General features: G+C 54.0%; 17 protein-coding genes and 1 pseudogene. 16 read left to right on the top strand and 2 right to left on the bottom strand.

Annotation, left to right across the window (positions count from 1 at the left end; genetic code table 11):
- Positions 1 to 430 precede the first annotated feature (430 nt).
- The 4 genes from GF1_RS02065 (at position 431) to GF1_RS02080 (ending at position 4,864) form a co-directional block, all read left to right on the top strand.
- Entirely contained in the window at positions 431 to 883 is a 453-nt protein-coding gene (locus GF1_RS02065) for a universal stress protein (RefSeq protein ID WP_267927970.1), read from the top strand.
- A 243-nt stretch (positions 884 to 1,126) separates the two neighbouring features.
- Positions 1,127 to 2,056, top strand: coding sequence for a phosphate/phosphite/phosphonate ABC transporter substrate-binding protein (gene phnD, locus GF1_RS02070; RefSeq protein WP_267927971.1), 930 nt, complete (start codon positions 1,127 to 1,129; stop codon positions 2,054 to 2,056).
- A complete protein-coding gene (locus tag GF1_RS02075; RefSeq protein ID WP_267927972.1) occupies positions 2,028 to 3,509 on the top strand; it encodes an ATP-binding protein in 1,482 nt (493 codons plus the stop codon). The genes phnD and GF1_RS02075 overlap by 29 nt, the downstream gene beginning before the upstream one ends.
- The gene (locus GF1_RS02080) at positions 3,506 to 4,864 is read left to right on the top strand and encodes a sigma-54-dependent transcriptional regulator (RefSeq protein ID WP_267927973.1); all 1,359 of its coding nucleotides are present in this window, start codon (positions 3,506 to 3,508) and stop codon (positions 4,862 to 4,864) included. Before GF1_RS02075 ends, GF1_RS02080 begins: the two co-directional genes overlap by 4 nt.
- Before the next feature lie 274 nt (positions 4,865 to 5,138).
- On the opposite strand, the gene GF1_RS02085 is transcribed toward GF1_RS02080, so the two are convergent.
- Entirely contained in the window at positions 5,139 to 6,854 is a 1,716-nt protein-coding gene (locus GF1_RS02085) for a methyl-accepting chemotaxis protein (protein ID WP_267927974.1), read from the bottom strand.
- A gap of 274 nt (positions 6,855 to 7,128) precedes the next feature.
- Here GF1_RS02085 and GF1_RS02090 point away from each other — a divergent pair, with 274 nt between their 5' ends.
- Together GF1_RS02090 and ltrA are read left to right on the top strand one after the other, a co-directional pair.
- Positions 7,129 to 8,337, top strand: coding sequence for a pyridoxal phosphate-dependent aminotransferase (locus tag GF1_RS02090; RefSeq protein WP_267927975.1), 1,209 nt, complete (start codon positions 7,129 to 7,131; stop codon positions 8,335 to 8,337).
- Between the two features lie 800 nt (positions 8,338 to 9,137).
- Positions 9,138 to 10,406 (top strand): group II intron reverse transcriptase/maturase, encoded by a 1,269-nt coding sequence (gene ltrA / locus GF1_RS02095; RefSeq protein WP_267927976.1) that lies wholly within the window; start codon positions 9,138 to 9,140, stop codon positions 10,404 to 10,406.
- A gap of 299 nt (positions 10,407 to 10,705) precedes the next feature.
- Here ltrA and GF1_RS02100 read toward each other — a convergent pair whose 3' ends face one another.
- Positions 10,706 to 11,695 carry a LysR family transcriptional regulator gene (locus GF1_RS02100; RefSeq protein ID WP_267927977.1) on the bottom strand — a complete coding sequence of 330 codons (990 nt, stop codon included), beginning with the start codon at positions 11,693 to 11,695 and terminating at the stop codon, positions 10,706 to 10,708.
- A 255-nt stretch (positions 11,696 to 11,950) separates the two neighbouring features.
- On the opposite strand from GF1_RS02100, the gene GF1_RS02105 reads away from it, so the two are divergent.
- The 10 genes and pseudogenes from GF1_RS02105 (at position 11,951) to GF1_RS02155 (ending at position 18,724) form a co-directional block, all read left to right on the top strand.
- Positions 11,951 to 12,358 carry an NADH-quinone oxidoreductase subunit A gene (locus tag GF1_RS02105; protein ID WP_267927978.1) on the top strand — a complete coding sequence of 136 codons (408 nt, stop codon included), beginning with the start codon at positions 11,951 to 11,953 and terminating at the stop codon, positions 12,356 to 12,358.
- Positions 12,343 to 12,837: an NADH-quinone oxidoreductase subunit B gene (locus tag GF1_RS02110; protein WP_353740442.1), complete on the top strand. Its 495-nt coding sequence runs from the start codon at positions 12,343 to 12,345 to the stop codon at positions 12,835 to 12,837. The genes GF1_RS02105 and GF1_RS02110 overlap by 16 nt, the downstream gene beginning before the upstream one ends.
- Entirely contained in the window at positions 12,834 to 13,517 is a 684-nt protein-coding gene (locus GF1_RS02115; RefSeq protein ID WP_267929094.1) for an NADH-quinone oxidoreductase subunit C, read from the top strand. The genes GF1_RS02110 and GF1_RS02115 overlap by 4 nt, the downstream gene beginning before the upstream one ends.
- Positions 13,514 to 14,632, top strand: a complete 1,119-nt coding sequence (locus GF1_RS02120) for an NADH-quinone oxidoreductase subunit D (protein WP_267927979.1) — start codon at positions 13,514 to 13,516, stop codon at positions 14,630 to 14,632. The genes GF1_RS02115 and GF1_RS02120 overlap by 4 nt, the downstream gene beginning before the upstream one ends.
- A 20-nt stretch (positions 14,633 to 14,652) precedes the next feature.
- Positions 14,653 to 15,638 (top strand): annotated as a pseudogene (nuoH, locus tag GF1_RS02125) (NADH-quinone oxidoreductase subunit NuoH).
- 2 nt (positions 15,639 to 15,640) lie between these two features.
- Complete coding sequence (locus GF1_RS02135) at positions 15,641 to 16,078, top strand: 4Fe-4S dicluster domain-containing protein (protein WP_267927982.1); 438 nt, start codon at positions 15,641 to 15,643, stop codon at positions 16,076 to 16,078.
- Positions 16,078 to 16,629, top strand: a complete 552-nt coding sequence (locus GF1_RS02140) for an NADH-quinone oxidoreductase subunit J family protein (RefSeq protein ID WP_267927983.1) — start codon at positions 16,078 to 16,080, stop codon at positions 16,627 to 16,629. Before GF1_RS02135 ends, GF1_RS02140 begins: the two co-directional genes overlap by 1 nt.
- The gene (nuoK, locus tag GF1_RS02145) at positions 16,626 to 16,952 is read left to right on the top strand and encodes an NADH-quinone oxidoreductase subunit NuoK (protein WP_353740443.1); all 327 of its coding nucleotides are present in this window, start codon (positions 16,626 to 16,628) and stop codon (positions 16,950 to 16,952) included. Before GF1_RS02140 ends, nuoK begins: the two co-directional genes overlap by 4 nt.
- A 21-nt stretch (positions 16,953 to 16,973) precedes the next feature.
- Positions 16,974 to 18,470 (top strand): monovalent cation/H+ antiporter subunit D family protein, encoded by a 1,497-nt coding sequence (locus tag GF1_RS02150; protein WP_267927985.1) that lies wholly within the window; start codon positions 16,974 to 16,976, stop codon positions 18,468 to 18,470.
- The gene (locus GF1_RS02155) at positions 18,467 to 18,724 is read left to right on the top strand and encodes a hypothetical protein (RefSeq protein ID WP_267927986.1); all 258 of its coding nucleotides are present in this window, start codon (positions 18,467 to 18,469) and stop codon (positions 18,722 to 18,724) included. The genes GF1_RS02150 and GF1_RS02155 overlap by 4 nt, the downstream gene beginning before the upstream one ends.
- Positions 18,725 to 18,735: the final 11 nt, after the last annotated feature.

Consider the following 18,735-nt stretch of genomic DNA (forward strand, 5'->3'; position numbering starts at 1 on the left):
AAAATCATCGAAACAAGGAGGTAGTACAGATGGCATTGTCAAAATCAAGAAAACAGGATCTTGCTGTATGTGTTTTAGGGCTGGCCATGGTGATTCTCGCAGCCTTGCTCAAGTAAACCAGAGTTAAGTTGATGTTTCACCCATTTAGAACACTTTCCGGGAACCAGTCCCTGTACTCTTTTTTTCATCTTCTAAATGGGTGAAACACTCCTGGTTTTCGAATGCATCAAATCCGAAGAGGCACAGCGGCAGCGTACTGTCATCTTGTGGTATTGCAGACCACTCTATCTGGAAAATGGTGATGTTGTCCCTGGTAGACCGTTGAACCTTGGCAGGTAACGGTGACCAATCTCTAAATTTTTTTCTGGATTCTCTGGCAGGAAATCGATATCCAGTTCTGACAGAGTGTTGAGGCTAAGGAAGATAGATTATGTTTAAGCACATACTTCTTGCAACGGATGGTTCCGAATCAGTCAGAAAAGCGGAAGATTATGCCCTGTATTTATCCAGGGCCTGTGGGGCAGATTTAACGGTTTTACACGTTCTTGATGATAGCTTGTGTCATTACGGGCATGTTGACCAACTGGTTCCCAGCGAGACCAAGGATGGTTTTGTCTCGTACGTTATCTCGGAACGTGAAGCAGCCGCCCGGGAGGTTATCCGGGAGTTTTCCAGAAAGGCTGCCTCTCAGGATGTAAAGTATAGCTTTAAGCTCAAGCAAGGGATACCGGCAAAAGAAATTGCGGTAGTGGCTGATAAAGAAAAAGTAGACCTGATTGTCATGGGGGGGCGACATCCTGCCAGGCGTCCGAGATTCAGAGTGGCAACCACTGCGGATAAAGTGGCCGCCCAAAGTAGGTGCAGCATCATGACTCTGATTTGAAACCATATTCCAGATTGTTAGTGCTCCTGCCGTGAACTAAAACGCACAGTGCCTCTTCCTGCTTTTCCGGGCCAGCAAATTAACCCTTGCGTCTTTAACAGAACCGCCATTAGTGTTTAATAAAATGCAGCCTTTTATACCGAGAGCCCCAGCGTAAACTCCCTGCATAGATTTTTTTAACGATGGGGTATCTGATACAGGTGCCGTCCCGCTTCAACATTTCTCTGAGAGGATATGTACCCCATGCTCCGTCATTGCACCATTATTGTTCTGTTTACCCTTGTAATCCACACTGCCATCTTCTCCGATACTGAGGCCAGTACCACAGACACGGGACATGCGTTGCAGGTCATTCGCCTCGGAGTTATCACGCTTTATCATCCGCTGGTTATGTACAGGAATTACCAGCCATTTGTGGATTATCTCAGCAAAACTACTCCCTACAAATTTGAGCTGAAAATCAGCCAGGATTACGTAAGTATCATCAGGTTTCTGTGCGATGGCGTCGTTGATGTAGCCCTGCTTGGCGGCCAGACATATCTTGAAGCAAGTAAGGCTAACTGTGCCAGGCCTCTCCTGGCTACCCTGAGAGATGATAACGAACCGGTCTGCCAGGGGATTTTTATTGCCAGAGAGGATAACAATGCCATAAATGAAATCCAGGACATCAAGGGGAAACGTTTCGCTTTTGCGTCTGAACATTCCACTTCCGGAAATCTTGCTCCCCTGTATCACCTCTATACCAAGGAAAATATACGCCTCGAAGATTTTTCTGAGTACAAAAACCTCAGGTACCATGACTCGGTGGCCAGGGAGGTGCTCAGAGGGGATTTTGACGCGGGCGTGGTCCTTGACTCCGTTGCCAGGAAATACCAGGGAATGGGAATAAAATTTATTGGTCAAACCGATCCATTGCCGGGCTTTCTGCTTGTTGTTCGGCCAGATCTGGATCCCGAGCTGATTCGATCCCTGGAAGATTCGCTTCTTGGTCTTGATTACGATAATCCTGAAGATAGAGCCATAATGAATCAGTGGGATGTCAATATACGATACGGTTTTTCCAGAGTTACTGATTCTGACTATGATCCGATCAGGAAAATGGTCTCGTATATGTTAAAAAAAGGAGTACAGCTGGGAGTGAAACATGAGATTTTTCCTGGGCGTTCAAGGTAAGTTTGTTCTCATAGCTTCGCTCTGTATCTTTATCTTCGCAGGATTCGGTGGATATCTGATTATTAAGCGGGAGGAGAAGCTCTATACCGAGGACACGATTCACCAGGCCAAGATTATTGCAGAGATTTCAGGAGTAATTTTCACCAATGCCCTGGTTTATAAGGAACTGGGCCTTGTGGAAAATGTGGGGCTGACAGATTATCTCGATTATTATGTGTCGGATATGATGCATAAGGACAAACGTATAATTTATCTGGTTGTCCTCGACCCCGACGGTAAGGTGCTTTCGCACAGTAATATCAGGGAATATGGGAAAAAATATACCGACCCGGTGACGCAGAAGGCTCTGCGGGCAGAGAATCTGACAGTTCAGAGGTTAAAGACTGTAGACGGTATCGACATGGTCGATGTTGCGACTCCCTTGAAAATAAGTACCAAGAGTTGGGGAGTATGCCGGATAGGTTTTTCCCTGGAAGAGGTGAACAAAGGGGTCAACGCTCTGAGAAACGAGATAATTTCCATGGTTTCCCTGATGCTCATCGGATCACTGGTTGTTATTGGCTTCTCCGGCAAGGCGTTTGCGACACCTCTTGTAAATCTGGCCAAAACCATGGACCGGATCACCGAAAAGGGAAACCTGGATATCCAGTATCCCGAACCAAGTCGGCGCTATGACGAAATCGGCAGGCTGCAGGCAAGTTTTTCCTGGATGATCAGCAGGCTGCGTGAGGCAAACCGGGAAAAGATGAAAACCATGGATCTCATGTGTCAGACAGAAAAAATGGCCACAGTGGGAAATCTGGCCGCAGGGGTTGCCCACGAGATAAATAATCCCCTTGGCGGGGTGATTCTCTGTTTCAAGAATTTTACAGAAACCGATATGGACGAGAAGTCGAGAAAGATGCACATTGAGGTGATCAACTCAGGACTTCTCAAAATACAGAATACTGTCCAGGGACTTCTTGATTTTGCCAGAAAGACACCCATTGCCATCGCCCCCTCATCCATCAGTTCGATTCTTGACGAAAGTCTCAGGCTGGTGGACAGCCTCCTGGCCAAAAAGGGCATCACTGTTGTCAAGGAACTTTGCGCCGACATGCCGTTGGTTCCAGTGGATTCGGATAAGATCGAGCAGGTATTTCTCAATATCATAATTAACGCGGTCCATGCCATGGGCGAAGAGGGGACTCTTTTTTTTGCCTCGAGAAGAGAAGGTGGCATGTGCCTTGTCTCGATAACCGACACAGGGCCCGGGATAGACCCTGAGGTTCTGCCGAGAATCTTTGATCCCTTTTTCACCACAAAGGAACCCGGGAAGGGGACAGGTCTTGGTCTTGCCGTCTGCAAATCCATTATCGAGCAGCATGGAGGACGTATCGAGGTAGTATCAGAAAAAGGGAATGGAGCGAGATTTATCATTAGCCTTCCCATCAGGGAGACTGAAAAGACATGAAACGCAGAGTTCTGCTGATAGAAGATGAACTTTCGATGCGGCTTGGGGTAAGCCACGCTCTTACCGCCGCCGGCTATGAGGTAACTGCATGTGAGGACGGCAATGAGGGACTCGAGGCATTAAATGAGCATGGCTATGATCTGATCTTAACAGATCTCAGGCTGCCAGGGCTGAGCGGCATGGAGATCCTGACCGAAGCCAGGGAAATATGTCCAGAGACAGGCGTTATTATCATTACTGCCTTCCCGGAGATACACACCGCCGTGTCGGCCATAAAGAAAGGCGCTTTTGACTATCTGAGCAAGCCCTTCACCAATGAGGCCCTGCTCATTGTCATTGAAAGATATTTCAGCTACCGGGAACTCCAGCTCGAAAATGACCGGCTCAAAGAGACTATCAAGGAAAAGAGTCAGTCCGATCATTTTATTGGTGAGAGCTCGGCAATGAAGGCGGTTTTTGATCGGTTGGCCACCGTCGCCCCAACCGACGTTCCTGTCCGGATCCAGGGAGAGAGCGGTACCGGTAAGGAACTTGTGGCAAGTGCCCTTCATAACTTGAGCCAGAGAAAGGACAAGCCATACCTGAAGATAAACTGTGCCGCCATCCCGGAAGATCTGCTTGAATCAGAGCTGTTTGGCCATGAAAAAGGCGCTTTTACCGGTGCTGTTCAGGAAAAGAAAGGCAAGTTTGAAGTTGCCGATGGTGGAACTATTTTCTTTGATGAAATAGGTGACATGCCTCTCGGCCTGCAGGCAAAACTTCTCAGGGTGCTTGAGGATCAGGAAATTACCAGGCTTGGTAGCCATAAAAGTACCAAGGTGAATGTGCGAACAATTTTTGCCACAGCCAAGGATTTGAAAAAGGCTATCAAGGAACGGACATTCAGGGAGGATCTGTTTTACAGGATCAATGTCGTTCCCATCCATCTGCCGCCGTTGCGGGAAAGGGGCGAGGATATAACCGCTCTTGCCGAGCATTTCCTCAAGATCTACTCGGCCAAGTACGGTAAAGAGGGCCTGGATATCTCGCCGGATGCATATAAAAGTCTTCTTGCCTATGATTATCCGGGTAATGTGAGGGAGCTGAAAAACGCAATAGAACGTGCTGTTCTTCTCTCTACCGGCAGCCATATCCATGTTACCCACCTGCCCTCGGAATTCAGAAGAATAGCCGAGGATCTTCCCTGTATAACAGAAGATATGCCTTTGGATGAAGGTGTCAAATGCTATGAAAGACAGAGGATTCTCAAGGCCCTTGAAGAAACCAAAGGGAAGAAGATTGAAGCTGCAGCCAAACTTGGTATCAGCAGAAAGGTCCTCTGGAAGAAGCTCAAGGACCTGGACATAGAGTGTTAAGGGGCTTGATCAGCCCCCTGGCTTTTTACAGGATGAAAAGGTTATGTTCCGTCATCCCGTCCCGGTTTGGGTTTCGGGCGCAGTCTTGTTAGACAGCTGATCCTGTTTCCGACCGCTCTTTCACCAGATCAGAAAATCAGACACGATATTGCAAAGAGGAGAACAGTTCTCCCTTGTTTTTTAAAACCGCTGAAGTTTTCTGTGAGTCAGCGGTGCTTCTCTACATTTTTTTTCTTCTCTTTCAGGCTGTTGTACTTCTTGCCGAACAAAAAGCTCAAACCTTGAAGCGGGCCATCATTTTCTGTAGCTGCTCGGCCAGGCCGGTAAGCTTGGCAGCGGACTCCTTCATCCGGGCCGAGCCCTGGGAAGTGGCAACAGATGCCTGGCTCACCTCGTTGATATCCTGGGCCACCTCGTCGGAGACCGCCGAGACCTGGGCCACGTTTTCCGTGACCTCCTGGATACCTACGGATGCCTGACTGATGTTCTCGGCAATTTCATTGGTGGTCACCGACTGTTCTTCCACGGCGGTGACAATGGTGGCTACGATTTCGTCCACTTCGTTGATCACCGAGGTGATCTGCTGAATCTGGCTGACCGTGGCGTCGGTGGAGTTCTGGATGGAATCGATCCGGTCCTTGATCTCACCGGTGGCCTCGGCGGTCTGTTTGGCCAGTTCCTTGATTTCGTTGGCGACCACGGCAAATCCCTTGCCGGCTTCACCGGCCCGGGCAGCTTCGATGGTGGCGTTGAGGGCCAGGAGGTTGGTCTGTTCGGAAATCTCGGTGATGGTCTCAGTGACCTTGCCGATTTCCATGGCCGCCCGACCAAGCTCGTCGACCTTCTCCGAGGCCGAGCCTGCCTCGTCAACGGCACTCTTGGTGATCAGCTTGGCCTTTTCTGTGGAATTGACAATGCCGTTGATGTTCGAGGACATCTCGTCGGTGGCGGTGGCGACCAGCGAGATGTTGGTGGAGGCCTCTTCGGTGGCGGCCGCGACGGTGGACATATTGGCGCTCATCTCTTCGGCGGACGAGGCCACGGCTCGGGTCTTTTCCGCGGTTTTCTCGGCCCCGGAGACAAATTCGTCCGCCAGGGAACCGAGCTCACTGGAGGAGTCGAGCAGGGTGGCGCCAGTGCCGGAGATTTCCCGGACCACGGTTCTGAGCTGGAGGACCATTTTGTTGAGGTTCTCGACCATGGAACCGATTTCATCCTTGCTTCTGGCTGATATGGTGGCTGTCATGTCTCCGTCGGCAACCTTGCGGACAAAGTCCGTGGCCTCGGAAAGGGGTTTGATGATGGAGGCTTTGAGTACCAGCCAGACGATGATGGTGATCATTGATAAAATAATGACAGTGCTGATAAAAACCGTCCACTTGGCGCGGGTCACGGCCCTGTTGGCCGCATCCAGGGAACTGATGATCTCAAAGGCGCCATGGATATCTCCGACCTTCCAACCTTCCTTGGCCATGCCGGTGGCATCCATCTCGCCTTTGGGCTCACCATGACAGTACAGGCATTCCTTAGTGAGCCGGACCGGCTTGAAATAACGGACCTGGTTGTCCTCGATGATGATTTTCTTTTCCAGGTTATTGCTCTTGATCTCCTGCAGAACCTTGCGCTCAAGATCTGTGGGACTGTTTGCTGGATTTCTTGGTTCCATGGTCGGGACCCGGAAGGTGTAGCCGGCTTCCTCGGCCTTGTCTCCAGCCACCTGCATGGCGGTGATGATCGGCACCGCCTCCACCACCAGCGACGGGTCCAGCTGGTCGAGCGGGGTGATGATCCCGAGCTGCAGCTTGTTGGCCATTCGGTCCCGGGTGGCCTCTGCCATCAGCACGATGCCGGCACTCTTGGAGATGATGGCCTCGACCGCTCCCTGCCTGATGTCATCGATGCGCTGCCAGGTCAGGACAAGGGAAATGATCAGGGGGCCGAACAGGGCGATGCCAAGGATTTTCCATTGAATATTCAGGTTGCGAAACATTGCGATTTCTCCGTGAATTGTACTGTTGCCTTGTTTTGAGCTGGCTTGTGCCACCGGTATCGGTTTAACACTAGGTAGAGTTTACCAGTCGGACAGGTAGTTGTACAGGCGGGCAGGGTGAATTTTTTTTTCAGGCCGTGTCCGGGTGGCATTTTTGTCTTCCCGGCCCTGCCGAATGTGCGTTTTAGGTTGAATAATTGAGCTGAAAGCGCTACAGCATCTGAACTGCGGTTTTGTAATGCAATCTCTACATTTAACTGGAAGGAAGAAGATAATGTCACAGGAAGTTATTGCCCTTGCTGATCGTGTTCTGCAGATACCGCCATCGCCCACCCTGGCGGTGAATGCCAAGGCCAAGGCCCTGAAGGCGGCCGGGGCCGACATCCTTAATTTCAGTGTGGGAGAGCCTGATTTCGATACTCCGGCCCATGTCTGCGAGGCAGGGAAAAAAGCCATTGACGAGGGGCATACCCGCTATACCGCCGTTCCCGGTATTCCGGAGCTGCGTGAGGCCATCTGCCACCGGTTCAGGGAAGATCATGGCTGGGACTACACCATTGACGAGATTCAGGTTTCCTGCGGAGGGAAACATGGCCTGTATAATATCTTTCAGGCCGTGCTCAATCCCGGCGACGAGGTTCTGGTTCCGGCCCCCTACTGGGTGTCCTATCCACCCATGGTTCAGCTGGCGGGCGGGGTTCCGGTGACCGTGGACCTGGATGAGAAGGCGGATTTCGATCTCAATCCCGATGTGGTGGCGGCAAAGGCCACGGACCGGACCAGGGCCATCTTTTTGAACAGCCCTTCCAATCCTACCGGCTCGGTATTTTCCAGGAAGGCCCTGGAAGCTGTGGGGAAAATGGCCCTGGAACGGGGCTGGCTCATCGTCAGCGATGACATCTATGAGACCATGACCTACATGGATGAGCCGCTGCCCCATATCCTCGATGTCCTTCCCGAGCTCAAGGAACAGACCATCATCTTGAACGGGGTCTCCAAATCCTTTGCCATGACTGGCTGGCGTATCGGCTATTCGGCCGGCCCGGCCCATGTGATCAAGGCCATGAACAAGATCCAGAGCCAGTCCACCTCCAATCCGTGCGCACCGGCCCAGTATGCCGCCCTGGCCGCCTTGACCGGTCCGCAGGATTTTCCCAGGACCATGACCGAGGCCTTTCTGCCCCGGCGCGACTTCTTTGTCAGCGATCTCGAATCGATCCCGGGCGTGAGTTGCGTAAACCCCAAGGGGGCCTTCTATGTCTTTCCGAATTTTTCAGCCTATTACGGCAAGTCCTTCAAGGGAAAGAAAATAGAGGATTCCGTGGCCATGGCCGATTATTTCCTCGACGAGGCCCAGGTGGCCTCCGTACCGGGTGCCGCCTTTGGTGCCGATGCCTTTGTCCGTTTTTCCTTTGCCACCTCCATGGAGGTAATCAAGGAAGGAATGGAGCGTATAAAGAAGGCTCTGGCCGCGCTTGCCTGATCTTTCGTGCTGACAGAAACCTTTCCCTTTCCTTTTGAAGAGGCGGTATCCGTGCGGGTGCCGCCTTTTTTAGTTTGCCCGGCATGGCGGGCAAACCCAGCCTGTGTTAAGCAGGCGTCACCCTGACCAGGGGGAAGACAATCCGAATCGTAAGGGCGTTGCTGGTAACGGCAGGGTCTGAAGGAAGCGATAGGAAGTGAGCGGCACATAGCGCAAGCGAACCTGATTCGGCGTATCAGGAGGGTAAGCGTCCTAAATAGCGCGAAGCCCGATACCTGGTCAGTCCTGATACGTGATTGAGGATGTGGTCGCTCACAGGGAGTTCGCCTTAACCGGGGAAGCCTTGCACTGTTTCCGCATTAAGCGGAAAAAGAGAAGCACAAGGAGAAATCCAAGGCGGATCGAAGCGGTGTGAGGTGGCAGATGATTCCGTAGTAGTGATGAAATTCCGGCCTGTGAAGCCTGGTAACAGTGTGGAGGATAAAACCGGGATGACCCAACGGCCTGGTTCGTTGGGGGCAGTTATGAGCCAAAAGCCATATCTGTTGCGAAGGGATGAAGTTTATTTGAAGGTTTTCCGGAATCTATGGACACCTGGCAGACTGAACACAAGCCGTCCGACGGGACGGGGCACGCTATCGGCGGTATGCCGTGACAGGTCCTCTGCCGATTTTGGCCGTTCATCGGAGTAGATGGGAGTGTTGATCGTATATTGCCCATGAGGATAGAAAGCGGTCGCGCCCATTGAAGAACCGAAGTCTCCACGTGGAAATAGAGGAAGGGAAACGCAGGACAGGAGCATGGTTGACGTCTGGTACAGCCTATATGATCGAATGCTGAGCCGGGAGAACCTGGTCAAGGCATTCTACAAGGTGAAATCCTCGAAAGGAGCTGCCGGTATAGACGGCCAGTCCATCGATGATTTTGCCGGATCACTTGCGACCAATATCGATCATCTCCTGACGGAACTGCAGGACAAGAGCTACCAGCCGCTGGCCGTGCGACGGGTGGAGATCCCGAAGCCGAACGGCGGGAAACGGCTACTCGGCATACCTGCAGTCCGTGACCGTGTGGTACAGCAGGCCCTGCTGGATATACTTCAACCAATATTTGACCGCGATTTCCATCCGTCGAGCTACGGCTACCGTCCTGGTCGGAGTTGTCACCAGGCAATCAGCAAAGCCACGATGTTCATCCGGACGTACGAGCGGAAATGGGTAGTGGACATGGATCTGTCGAAATGCTTCGACACGTTGAACCATGACCTGATCCTTGCCTCGTTCCGTCGCCGGGTCAGCGATGGAAGTATTCTTGGTCTGCTGGAGAAGTTTTTGAAAAGCGGTGTTCTGACAGGAGATGGTTGGCAGGCCAGCGAGGTCGGCAGTCCGCAGGGCGGAGTTATCAGCCCGTTGATTGCCAACGTATACCTTGATTCCTTCGATCAGTTTATGAAGAATCGTGGCCACCGCATCGTCCGCTATGCGGACGACATCCTGATCCTGTGCCAGTCAAAGAGCGCAGCCGAAAATGCACTGAACCAGGCCAGTCGTTATCTTGAAGAAGAACTGCTGTTGACCGTCAACCAGGAAAAGACCCATATAAGCCACAGCCTCAAAGGGATTAAATTTCTTGGAGTTTGTATCCACTCCGTGATGACCCGAATACAGCGAGGCAAGGTGAGGGCCTTCAAGGCAAAGGTCAAGGCGATGACCCGGCGTAACTCCCCGGTGAACCTTGAGAAGGTGATAGCCGACCTCAACCGGTTGCTGAGGGGTTTTGCCAACTACTTTCGGATAGCGAACTGCAAGGGTGAGTTTTCTCGGCTGATGAGGTGGATCAGAAGACGGCTGCGTGCTGTTCAGTTGAAGCTGTGGAAAAAGCCGTGCAGGCTACACCGCAGACTGAGACAGCTGGGCTATAGAGGAGAGTTCAAAAGTATCAAGATGAACTCCTGGGCCAATGCAGCAAGTCCACTGAGCCATTATGCCCTTCCCAACAGCTGCCTGCATGGGGAAATGGGGCTCTTTGACCTCGCATCTGTACAGGCCGGAATTTCTGTTTCAGTATGAAGGAAAAATAAACAGGAGCCGTATACGAGGCCCGTACGTACGGTTCTGTGAGAGGGATGAGGCAAGCTTAATTACCTTGCCTCACCCTACTCGATTTTGTTCCGATACGTCTCTTTTACTCTTCAGTTTGTGATTACCATCAATCTTCAGCATTGAAACCGGTGCCGGGCCTCGCTTGTTTCACGGGACGCCATAAACCCGTCCCTGGGGGCTTGACTGTGGCCATCCAGGCCACAGACACCCGTGCAACAAGCAAGCCCCGACACCTTCATTCATCGGTGGCTGAATTTCAGTGGTAATCAGACTTCAGTTTTATTCTGTTCCTTTTCCATGGAGTACTCGGTGAGCAGGGCCTGAAGTTTCCATGGAGAAGACAGGCAGGCCCGGCCGAGACCGCACTCGCTCATCACTTCGCAGAAGCTGAGGAATTCATCCATCAGCCGGGTTGTGATTTTCTCCCGGTGGTGGATGATCAGCAGCTGACGCTGCATGTCGATTCCCTCCACCGGTAAACTTTTGAGCCAGCCATGCTCAATTTCACGACATACGGTCAGCGAAGACAGGCAACCGGCGCCGGCGCCGGATTCCACCGCCTTCTTGATGGCCTCGGTATGACCCAGCTTGGTTTTGATTTTGAGATGTGAGGCGTAGCGGCCAAGCTTTTTCTTGAATATCGCGGCGGTACCGGAGCCCTCTTCCCGGATGACCCAGGTCGTCCGTTCCAGGTCGTCTGGAACCTTGAAGGCCTTCTCGTTGGCCAGGGGATGGGTGGGGCTGACGATGACCACCAGCTCATCCTCGAACCAGGGAACGGCCCGGACCATTTCGTCGCTGACTTGTCCTTCCACAAATCCCAGATCCATCTCGCCGCTGGCGATCCGTTTCTCCGCATACCGGGTGTTGAGTACCAGCATGTTGATGTGGACCGCCGGGTGCATGCGCATGAACGTGCCGATCAGGTAGGGCAGCACATAGTTGCCGATGGTCGAACTGGCGACAATTTCCAGGGAGCCGGCCACGGTGTCCCTTTTTTCGGTGAGCATGGCCTCGATGTTGCCCACCTGGTAGAGAATCTCCTTGGAGAGTGGAAGCAGGTAACGACCACGGTCGTTGAGCAGCAGGCTACGGCCGTGACGGTCAAACAGTGGTCCTCCCAGATTGTTTTCCAGTTCCCCCAGGGCCATGCTGACCGCCGACTGGGTAAGGTATAACTTTTTTGCAGCTTTGGTTACCTGCTGCGTATCCGCAACGGCAATGAAGATTTCAAGTTGGCGCAGTGTGATAGGCATAACTCTCCCGCTTATCAATTTAATTGAACAAGAAGTTGTTGAATCCCAAATTTTCTTTTACGAACATAGCAGGTAATACACCTGAGTCAAGCTGGAATCCTCATCTGGCCGAAGTTTAAGGCAGTTAAAGCAACAATGAATGAAGGTTCATTTTTTTGCTTGACAGGCAGGTTCAGCCTTACTTATATGTGCCATATCGAGTTTGATGCCCGGTGTCGGGCAGCATTGTAATTCACAACTTCTCAGAGGGGCAACATGGATCAACATACCCTGACCAATATCATCTACGTTGCAATCTTCTTCCTCGGGGCGCTGGCTTTCGGCGTCGGTCCCATCATCATTGTCAAGCTCCTCAGTCCGTCTTCCGCTACCCGCAACGTAACCAACAGGACCGGCCAGCTCATCGAGTGCGGTATGGTGCCCATCGGAACCGCCTGGATCCGTTTTGGTATCATCTACTATCTGTATGCACTCATTTTTCTGGCCTTTGATGTTGATGTCCTGTTTCTTTTTCCGGTGGCTGTGGCCTATAACAGCCCCCAGTTCGTCATCCGTGATTTTGTCGAGGTGCTGATCTTTGTCGGCATCCTCTCGCTTGCTGTGGTTTATGCCTGGGTGAAAGGAGTGTTTACGTGGGAACAGAGAAAATACCGTCATCAGTAGTTCAGTTTGCGGCTCTGGACAAGCTGCTGGCCCTGGGGCGGGCCAATTCGCTCTGGCCGATGACCTTCGGCCTGGCCTGCTGTGCCATCGAAATGATGTGTACCGGTGGCTCGCGGTTCGACATCTCGCGCTTCGGCGCTGAGGTCTTCCGGCCGTCACCCCGGCAGTCCGATGTCATGATCGTGGCCGGCACCATCACCAAAAAGATGCTTCCCGGCGTTCTTACCCTGTACGATCAGATGCCTGAACCCAAGTGGGTCATCGCCATGGGAAACTGTGCCATTTCCGGCGGTCCGTTCAAGTTCAAGGGAAATTATAACGTGGTTGAAGGGGCGGACACCTTTTTGCCGGTAGATGTCTACATCCCCGGCTGCCCGCCCAGGCCCGAGGCCCTTCTCGAGGGTATCATGACCCTGGAAGAGAAGATAACCGGCAAGCGCCGCTGGCCGCGCATCCCGCCCGATGGGGTAATGTCATGAGTATAGTACAAGAGACACGCACCGCTCTGCTGGAACTGTTTCCGGAGCTGGCTGCGGCAGAGGCCGAAGCCCGGGCCGCCGCAGAAGCTGCCGCCCTGGCAGAGGAAGCAGTGGAGGCTGATACCGAAACGGAAGCCGTGGAACAGGTCGCTTCTCCGGATGGATCCGGGGAAGGTGAGGCCTCCGCGGAAGAGACCTCGTCTGCAGAGGCTGAGTCAAAGGAAAAGGCCGAGGTAAAAAAGGCTGGTAAGCAAGAGAAAGAGGAGGAGGGTCCGCGCCAGAGTGGCATCCTGGATCTGGAGCACAGCGATCGGGGAGTGCATCTCGATGTACTCCTCGATCCGGACCTGGTGGTCAGGGCAGCCGAAATCCTCGATGGTCTCGGCTTTTCCCTTGAGGCTGTCACCGGCGTAGACTGGATAAAGGACAACCGGATGGAGGTCATTTACGACTACAATCACACCGGCGGTGAACTGTGCCGGGTGGTGGTCCGGACCTTTATATCCCGGGAGAACCCGGAGATCGCCACGATCTCGGAAGTCTTTCCAGGGGCCAACTGGCATGAGCGCGAGACCCACGACTTCTTCGGGATAGTCTTTACCGGTCATCCCTGTCTCGAGCCGCTTCTGTTGCCTGAAGATGCTGATTTTCATCCACTCTTAAAGGACTTCAAGCCATGACTGTCCCGATTCAGATCGCACCTGACGAGGTCTTTGTCCTCAATCTCGGGCCCCAGCATCCGGCCACCCACGGCGTTCTGCGGGTCAAGCTGACCATGGATGGTGAGTATATCGTCAAGGCCGAACCGGTGCTTGGCTATATCCACCGCATGCACGAGAAAATGGCCGAAGCTGGCAGTTTTGCCCAGTTCATGCCCAATACCGCCCGGATGGATTACCTGCACGCCCTGGCCTACAACCATGGCTATGTCCTGGCGGTGGAACGGGCCGCCGGCATCGAGGTGCCGGAACGGGCCGAGTACATCCGGGTCATCACCGTGGAGCTCAACCGCATATCGAGCCATCTGCTCTGGTGGGCCGCCTTTATTCTCGACCTCGGCGGTTTTACACCGCTGCTCTATGCCTTCGATGATCGTGAAAAGATCCTTGACCTGCTCGAACGGATCACCGGCTCGCGCCTGACCTACTGCTACTTCCGGTTCGGCGGCGTATATAACGACATCGACGAGCAGTTCATCGAGGGTACCTACGAGTTCATCAAGCGGCTGCGTTCGCGGATGCAGCGCATGTACCATGACCTGGTCACCGGTAACATCATTTTCCGTAAACGTCTTGAGGGTATCGGTATCATCTCCCCTGAACAGTGCCGCAAATACGGGGCCACCGGCCCGGTCCTGCGCGGTTCCGGGATCAAGTACGATGTGCGTAAAAACGAGCCCTACTCAGTGTATCCGGAATTTGATTTCGATATCCCCGTCTACCATGAGTGCGACTCCATGGCCCGCTACATGGTCCGCATGGACGAGATCGAGCAGTCCATGCGCATCATCGAGCAGGCCCTGGACAAGCTTCCGGACGGGCCGGTGAAGGCCAAGGTGCCCAAGATTCTCAAGCCACCGGCGGGTGATTACTATGCCTGCGTGGAGGCTGCCCGGGGCAGCTTCGGCTGCCGTCTGGTCTGTGACGGAGGCAAGTCGGCCTATCGCCTCAAGCTGCGTTCGCCGACGTTTTCCAATCTGAGCCTGTTCGGTGAAGTCGCCGAAGGCATGCTGCTGGCTGATGCCCTGGCATTCATGGGCAGCCTGGACCTGGTCATTCCCGAGATCGACCGTTAAGGGGAAGAGGTAAGAATAACATGGAAACAAGCATCTGGCGCCCGATTCTCTATCTCATAGGATTCATGGCCTTTGCCGGTCTCAACGCGGCCTACCTGGGCTGGTGCGAGCGGAAGGGCGCGGCCCATATCCAGCGTCGTATCGGTCCCAAGGAAGTTGGTCCCTTCGGCCTCCTGCAGCCACTGGCCGATGGTATAAAGCTGATGAGCAAACAGCTGCTGGTGCCCCAGGGCGTGGACGGCATCCTCTTCAGGGTGGCGCCGGTCCTGGCCATGATCCCGGCCATCACCTCCATGGTGACCATTCCCTTTTCCGACAACATCCAGGCCCGGGCCATCGACTTGTCGGTGCTGCTGATTTTTGCCCTGGCCTCCATCGGCATGTTCGCCATCCTGCTCGGTGGCTGGGCCTCGGCCAACAAGTACGCGGTCATCTCCGCCGCCCGGGCCGTGTCACAGAATGTGGCCTACGAGATTCCCATGCTGGTGACCGTGATCACCATCGTCATGATCACCGGTTCCATGAGCCTGCATGAGATCGCCATGGACCAGCAGGGGGATTCTGGCACTGGAACGTGTTCCGGTTCGACAAGTCGATCCTCATGCCGGTATCCTTCATCCTCTTCTTCATCTGCTCCATTGCCGAGACCAACCGGGCCCCGTTCGACATGGGTGAAGCCGAGTCCGAGTTGATCGCCGGCTTTATGACCGAGTACGGCTCCATGGGATTTGGCCTCTTCATGATGGGGGAGTATCTCAACATCGTTGTCGGCGCCTGCCTGACCACGATCCTCTTCCTCGGCGGCTGGGACTGTCCCTTTGGCCTGTTTCCCGGCGTGTGGTGGTTTCTGATCAAGATCTACGTCCTGATTTTTTCCTTCATCTGGATCCGCTGGACCTATCCCCGGACCCAGATTTACAAGCTGCTTAATCTGTCGTGGAAGATACTGATTCCGTTCTCTCTCGTTAACCTGCTCGTAGCTGCAGCATTTATCAAGGTGTTCTAACCATGAGCGCATACTGGAATGATGTCTTTGGCGGAGCCAAGAGTCTGGTAGTTGGCCTCTCCATCACGGCCCGGGAGTTTTTCAAGCCGGTGGTCACCGAGCAGTATCCGTGGGAGGTGCCGGTCATGACCGAGCGGTTCCGCGGTCATATCGAGCTGGTGGCAAATGAGGACGGTAAACCCAATTGCATTGTCTGCGGCATGTGCATGCGCGCCTGTCCGTCCGGATGCATTACCGTGGCCGGCAAGAAGGAGGAGGGGGCCAAGAAGAAGTCTCTCACCAAGTATGAGCTGGACTTCACCAAGTGCAGCCTCTGCGGTTCCTGTATCGAGAGCTGCAACTTCAACGCCATCCGCTTTTCCAAGGATTACAACCTGGCAGGAACCAGGAAGGAAGATTATGTATTCGATCTCCTTAAACGACTGGAGGAAAAGAGCTGATGCAACCTGTTATCTGTCAGCCGGCTGCTAACCCGTCGCTTTTCACCGCGGAAGGGATGGTCGGCCTGATTTTCCTGTTCTTGATTGCCACGGTTATCACCGGAGCGCTCATCGCCACCATGGCCAGGCGGCTCATCCGCGCGGTGGCCGGCCTGGCGGTCTGCTTCACCGGGGTGGCGGGCATCTACTACTTTCTGCTCAGCCCGTTTGTGGCCATGATGCAGATGCTCATTTACGTGGGGGCGGTCTCTATTCTCATCGCCTTTGCCATCATGCTGGCCGAGCCGGAGTACAAGGATCCCATCGGCCGCAAGAACCCGCCCCTGGCCGGACCGCTTGGCTTCTCGGTCGGGGCGCTTTTTTTTGCCGCCTTCACCCTGCTCGGGCTCAACACCGACTGGCAGGTCTTCCCCCGGGAAGGAACCGGTGACATGCACCACATGGGCATCACGCTGCTGACCACCCATTCCATGGTCTTTGAACTGATCTCCATTGTACTTCTCATTGCCATAATCGGCGCCCTGGTCGTGGCGCGCAGAGGAAGGGACTGATCATGCTGAATCTGTATAACTGTCTCAACACCTATCTGGTCATTGGCGCCATGCTGTTCGGCTTCGGGATCTACGGTTTTGTCGCCCGGCGGACCATCATCGGCATGCTGATCTCCTCGGAGATGATACTGGCCGCCGCCTCCATGAACTTCATGGCCTTCAACCGGTTCCTGGCCCCGAATCCGTCCATCGGAAAGATATTCACGCTGTTCATCATGGCCATTGCCGCCGCCGAGGCCGCCATCGCCATCGCCATCGTGATTGCCGTGTACCGGAACTACAAGAGCATCGATACTGAAGATCTGGTCGATCTCCACGGGTAAGCCTAAGAGGAATAGATCGTTATGGACGCTGTCTCCACAACCGCAAACATTGTCGTAAACTCCAACCTGCTGCTGGCGGTGATGATCCCGCTGTTCGGCAGCCTGGTTGTGATGATGCTCAGGAATCATCCCAATCTCCGGGAGTTCACCTCGTTCTGTTCGGCCGTACTGCTGTTTATCATCGTACTGTCGTTCATTCCGTCGATCAGGGCGGGCAAGACTCTGGTCTACCCGATCTTCCACCTGCTGCCCGGATTGTCGATCACCCTCAGGGCCGATGCCTTTTCGATGATTTTCGCTCTGGTGGCCTCGTCGCTGTGGATCATTGCCGTGTTCTATTCCATGGGCTACATGCGCGGACTCAAGGAACACGCCCAGACCCGGTTCAATGCCTGCTTCGCCCTGGCCATCTTCGGCGCCATCGGTGTGGCCCTGTCTGACAACCTGTTCACCCTTTATCTCTTCTACGAGATCGTTTCGGTCTGCACCTATCCGCTGGTCGCCCATCACCAGGATGAGGAAGGCTATGCCGGAGCGCGGAAATACATTGTCTACCTGACCACCACGGCCAAGCTCTTCCTGTTGCCGGCCATGATCCTGATCTATGTGCTGACCGGGACCCTGGACTTCCCGCATAATATTTTTACCGGTATCATTCCGGTGGATACCAAGGGCTGGGTCGTGGTCATGCTCTACATCTTCTGCCTGCTCGGATTTGCCAAGAACGGTATCATGCCGCTGCACCACTGGCTGCCCGGCGCCATGGTCGCCCCGACCCCGGTCTCGGCCCTGCTCCATGCGGTGGCCGTGGTCAAGGTCGGCGTGTTCTGCACCACCCGGACCATGCTCTACATCTTCGGTGTCGACACCATGAGCGCGTTGAACCTGGGCATTCCCACGGCCTATTTTGTCGGCTTCACCATCATCATGGCCTCGGTGATCGCCCTGACCAAGGATAATCTGAAGTCGCGGCTGGCCTATTCCACGGTCAGCCAGCTCTCCTACATCATCCTCGGCGTGGCCATGCTCACCCCGCACGCGGTGAGCGGTGGGCTTATCCACATCGTCAACCACGCCTTTTCCAAGATCACCCTCTTCTTTGTTGCCGGTGCCATCTATGTGGTCACCCACAAGAAGAACATCTCCGAGATGAGCGGCCTGGGACGGAGCATGCCCTTTACCTTCGGCGCCTTTGCCGTGGCCTCGCTGTCCATGATCGGGGCCCCGCCGGTGGCCGGGTTCGTGACCAAGTGGTACCTGCTGGTAGGTTCCATGGAGGCCCATCAGATCGGTATCCTCCTGATCCTGATCGCCTCCACGGTGCTCAACGTCGGCTATTTCGCGCCGGTGACCTACAAGGCCTTTTTCGGTAAGCGGCCCGTAGGTGAGGAGTCGGTGGGTATCAGGGAGGCTCCGCTCTCCATGCTGATACCAATCCTGATCGCGGCTACCGTGTCTGTGATCATCGGAATCTATCCCAACTTCATGATGCAATTTGTCAAGGCGGTGACAGGATGATTAGGCTGATAGACTATCTGCGGGCCCGGCCCCAGGCCCTGAAACTGGGCTGCTATATCGTGCTGGGGCTGGTTCTTTGTTACTCCCTCTACGTGGACAAAAGCCATGCACACACCTGGGCGGAAAAGCATGTGCCCTTTTTCTGGTCCTTGTTCGGCTTCTGCGCCGCCGGGGCAATCATCGGCATCGCGCACTGGTACGGCCGTTCCGGGATCATGACCAGGACAGACTATTACGACACCAGTGACGACTAGAGTCTCCGGCG

The organism is Desulfolithobacter dissulfuricans (assembly GCF_025998535.1).
Classification (GTDB): Bacteria; Desulfobacterota; Desulfobulbia; order Desulfobulbales; family Desulfobulbaceae; genus Desulfolithobacter; species Desulfolithobacter dissulfuricans.

Excerpts from the sequence above, each read along its gene's own strand:
- GF1_RS02080 (WP_267927973.1), top strand. The coding sequence starts at position 3,506 with ATGAAACGCAGAGTTCTGCTGATAGAAGATGAACTTTCGATGCGGCTT.
- GF1_RS02085 (WP_267927974.1), bottom strand. The coding sequence starts at position 6,854 with ATGTTTCGCAACCTGAATATTCAATGGAAAATCCTTGGCATCGCCCTG.
- ltrA (WP_267927976.1), top strand. The coding sequence starts at position 9,138 with ATGGTTGACGTCTGGTACAGCCTATATGATCGAATGCTGAGCCGGGAG.
- phnD (WP_267927971.1), top strand. The coding sequence starts at position 1,127 with ATGCTCCGTCATTGCACCATTATTGTTCTGTTTACCCTTGTAATCCAC.
- GF1_RS02100 (WP_267927977.1), bottom strand. The coding sequence starts at position 11,695 with ATGCCTATCACACTGCGCCAACTTGAAATCTTCATTGCCGTTGCGGAT.
- GF1_RS02155 (WP_267927986.1), top strand. The coding sequence starts at position 18,467 with ATGATTAGGCTGATAGACTATCTGCGGGCCCGGCCCCAGGCCCTGAAA.
- GF1_RS02135 (WP_267927982.1), top strand. The coding sequence starts at position 15,641 with ATGAGCGCATACTGGAATGATGTCTTTGGCGGAGCCAAGAGTCTGGTA.
- GF1_RS02115 (WP_267929094.1), top strand. The coding sequence starts at position 12,834 with ATGAGTATAGTACAAGAGACACGCACCGCTCTGCTGGAACTGTTTCCG.
- GF1_RS02075 (WP_267927972.1), top strand. The coding sequence starts at position 2,028 with ATGAGATTTTTCCTGGGCGTTCAAGGTAAGTTTGTTCTCATAGCTTCG.
- GF1_RS02150 (WP_267927985.1), top strand. The coding sequence starts at position 16,974 with ATGGACGCTGTCTCCACAACCGCAAACATTGTCGTAAACTCCAACCTG.
- GF1_RS02120 (WP_267927979.1), top strand. The coding sequence starts at position 13,514 with ATGACTGTCCCGATTCAGATCGCACCTGACGAGGTCTTTGTCCTCAAT.
- GF1_RS02090 (WP_267927975.1), top strand. The coding sequence starts at position 7,129 with ATGTCACAGGAAGTTATTGCCCTTGCTGATCGTGTTCTGCAGATACCG.
- GF1_RS02065 (WP_267927970.1), top strand. The coding sequence starts at position 431 with ATGTTTAAGCACATACTTCTTGCAACGGATGGTTCCGAATCAGTCAGA.
- GF1_RS02105 (WP_267927978.1), top strand. The coding sequence starts at position 11,951 with ATGGATCAACATACCCTGACCAATATCATCTACGTTGCAATCTTCTTC.
- GF1_RS02140 (WP_267927983.1), top strand. The coding sequence starts at position 16,078 with ATGCAACCTGTTATCTGTCAGCCGGCTGCTAACCCGTCGCTTTTCACC.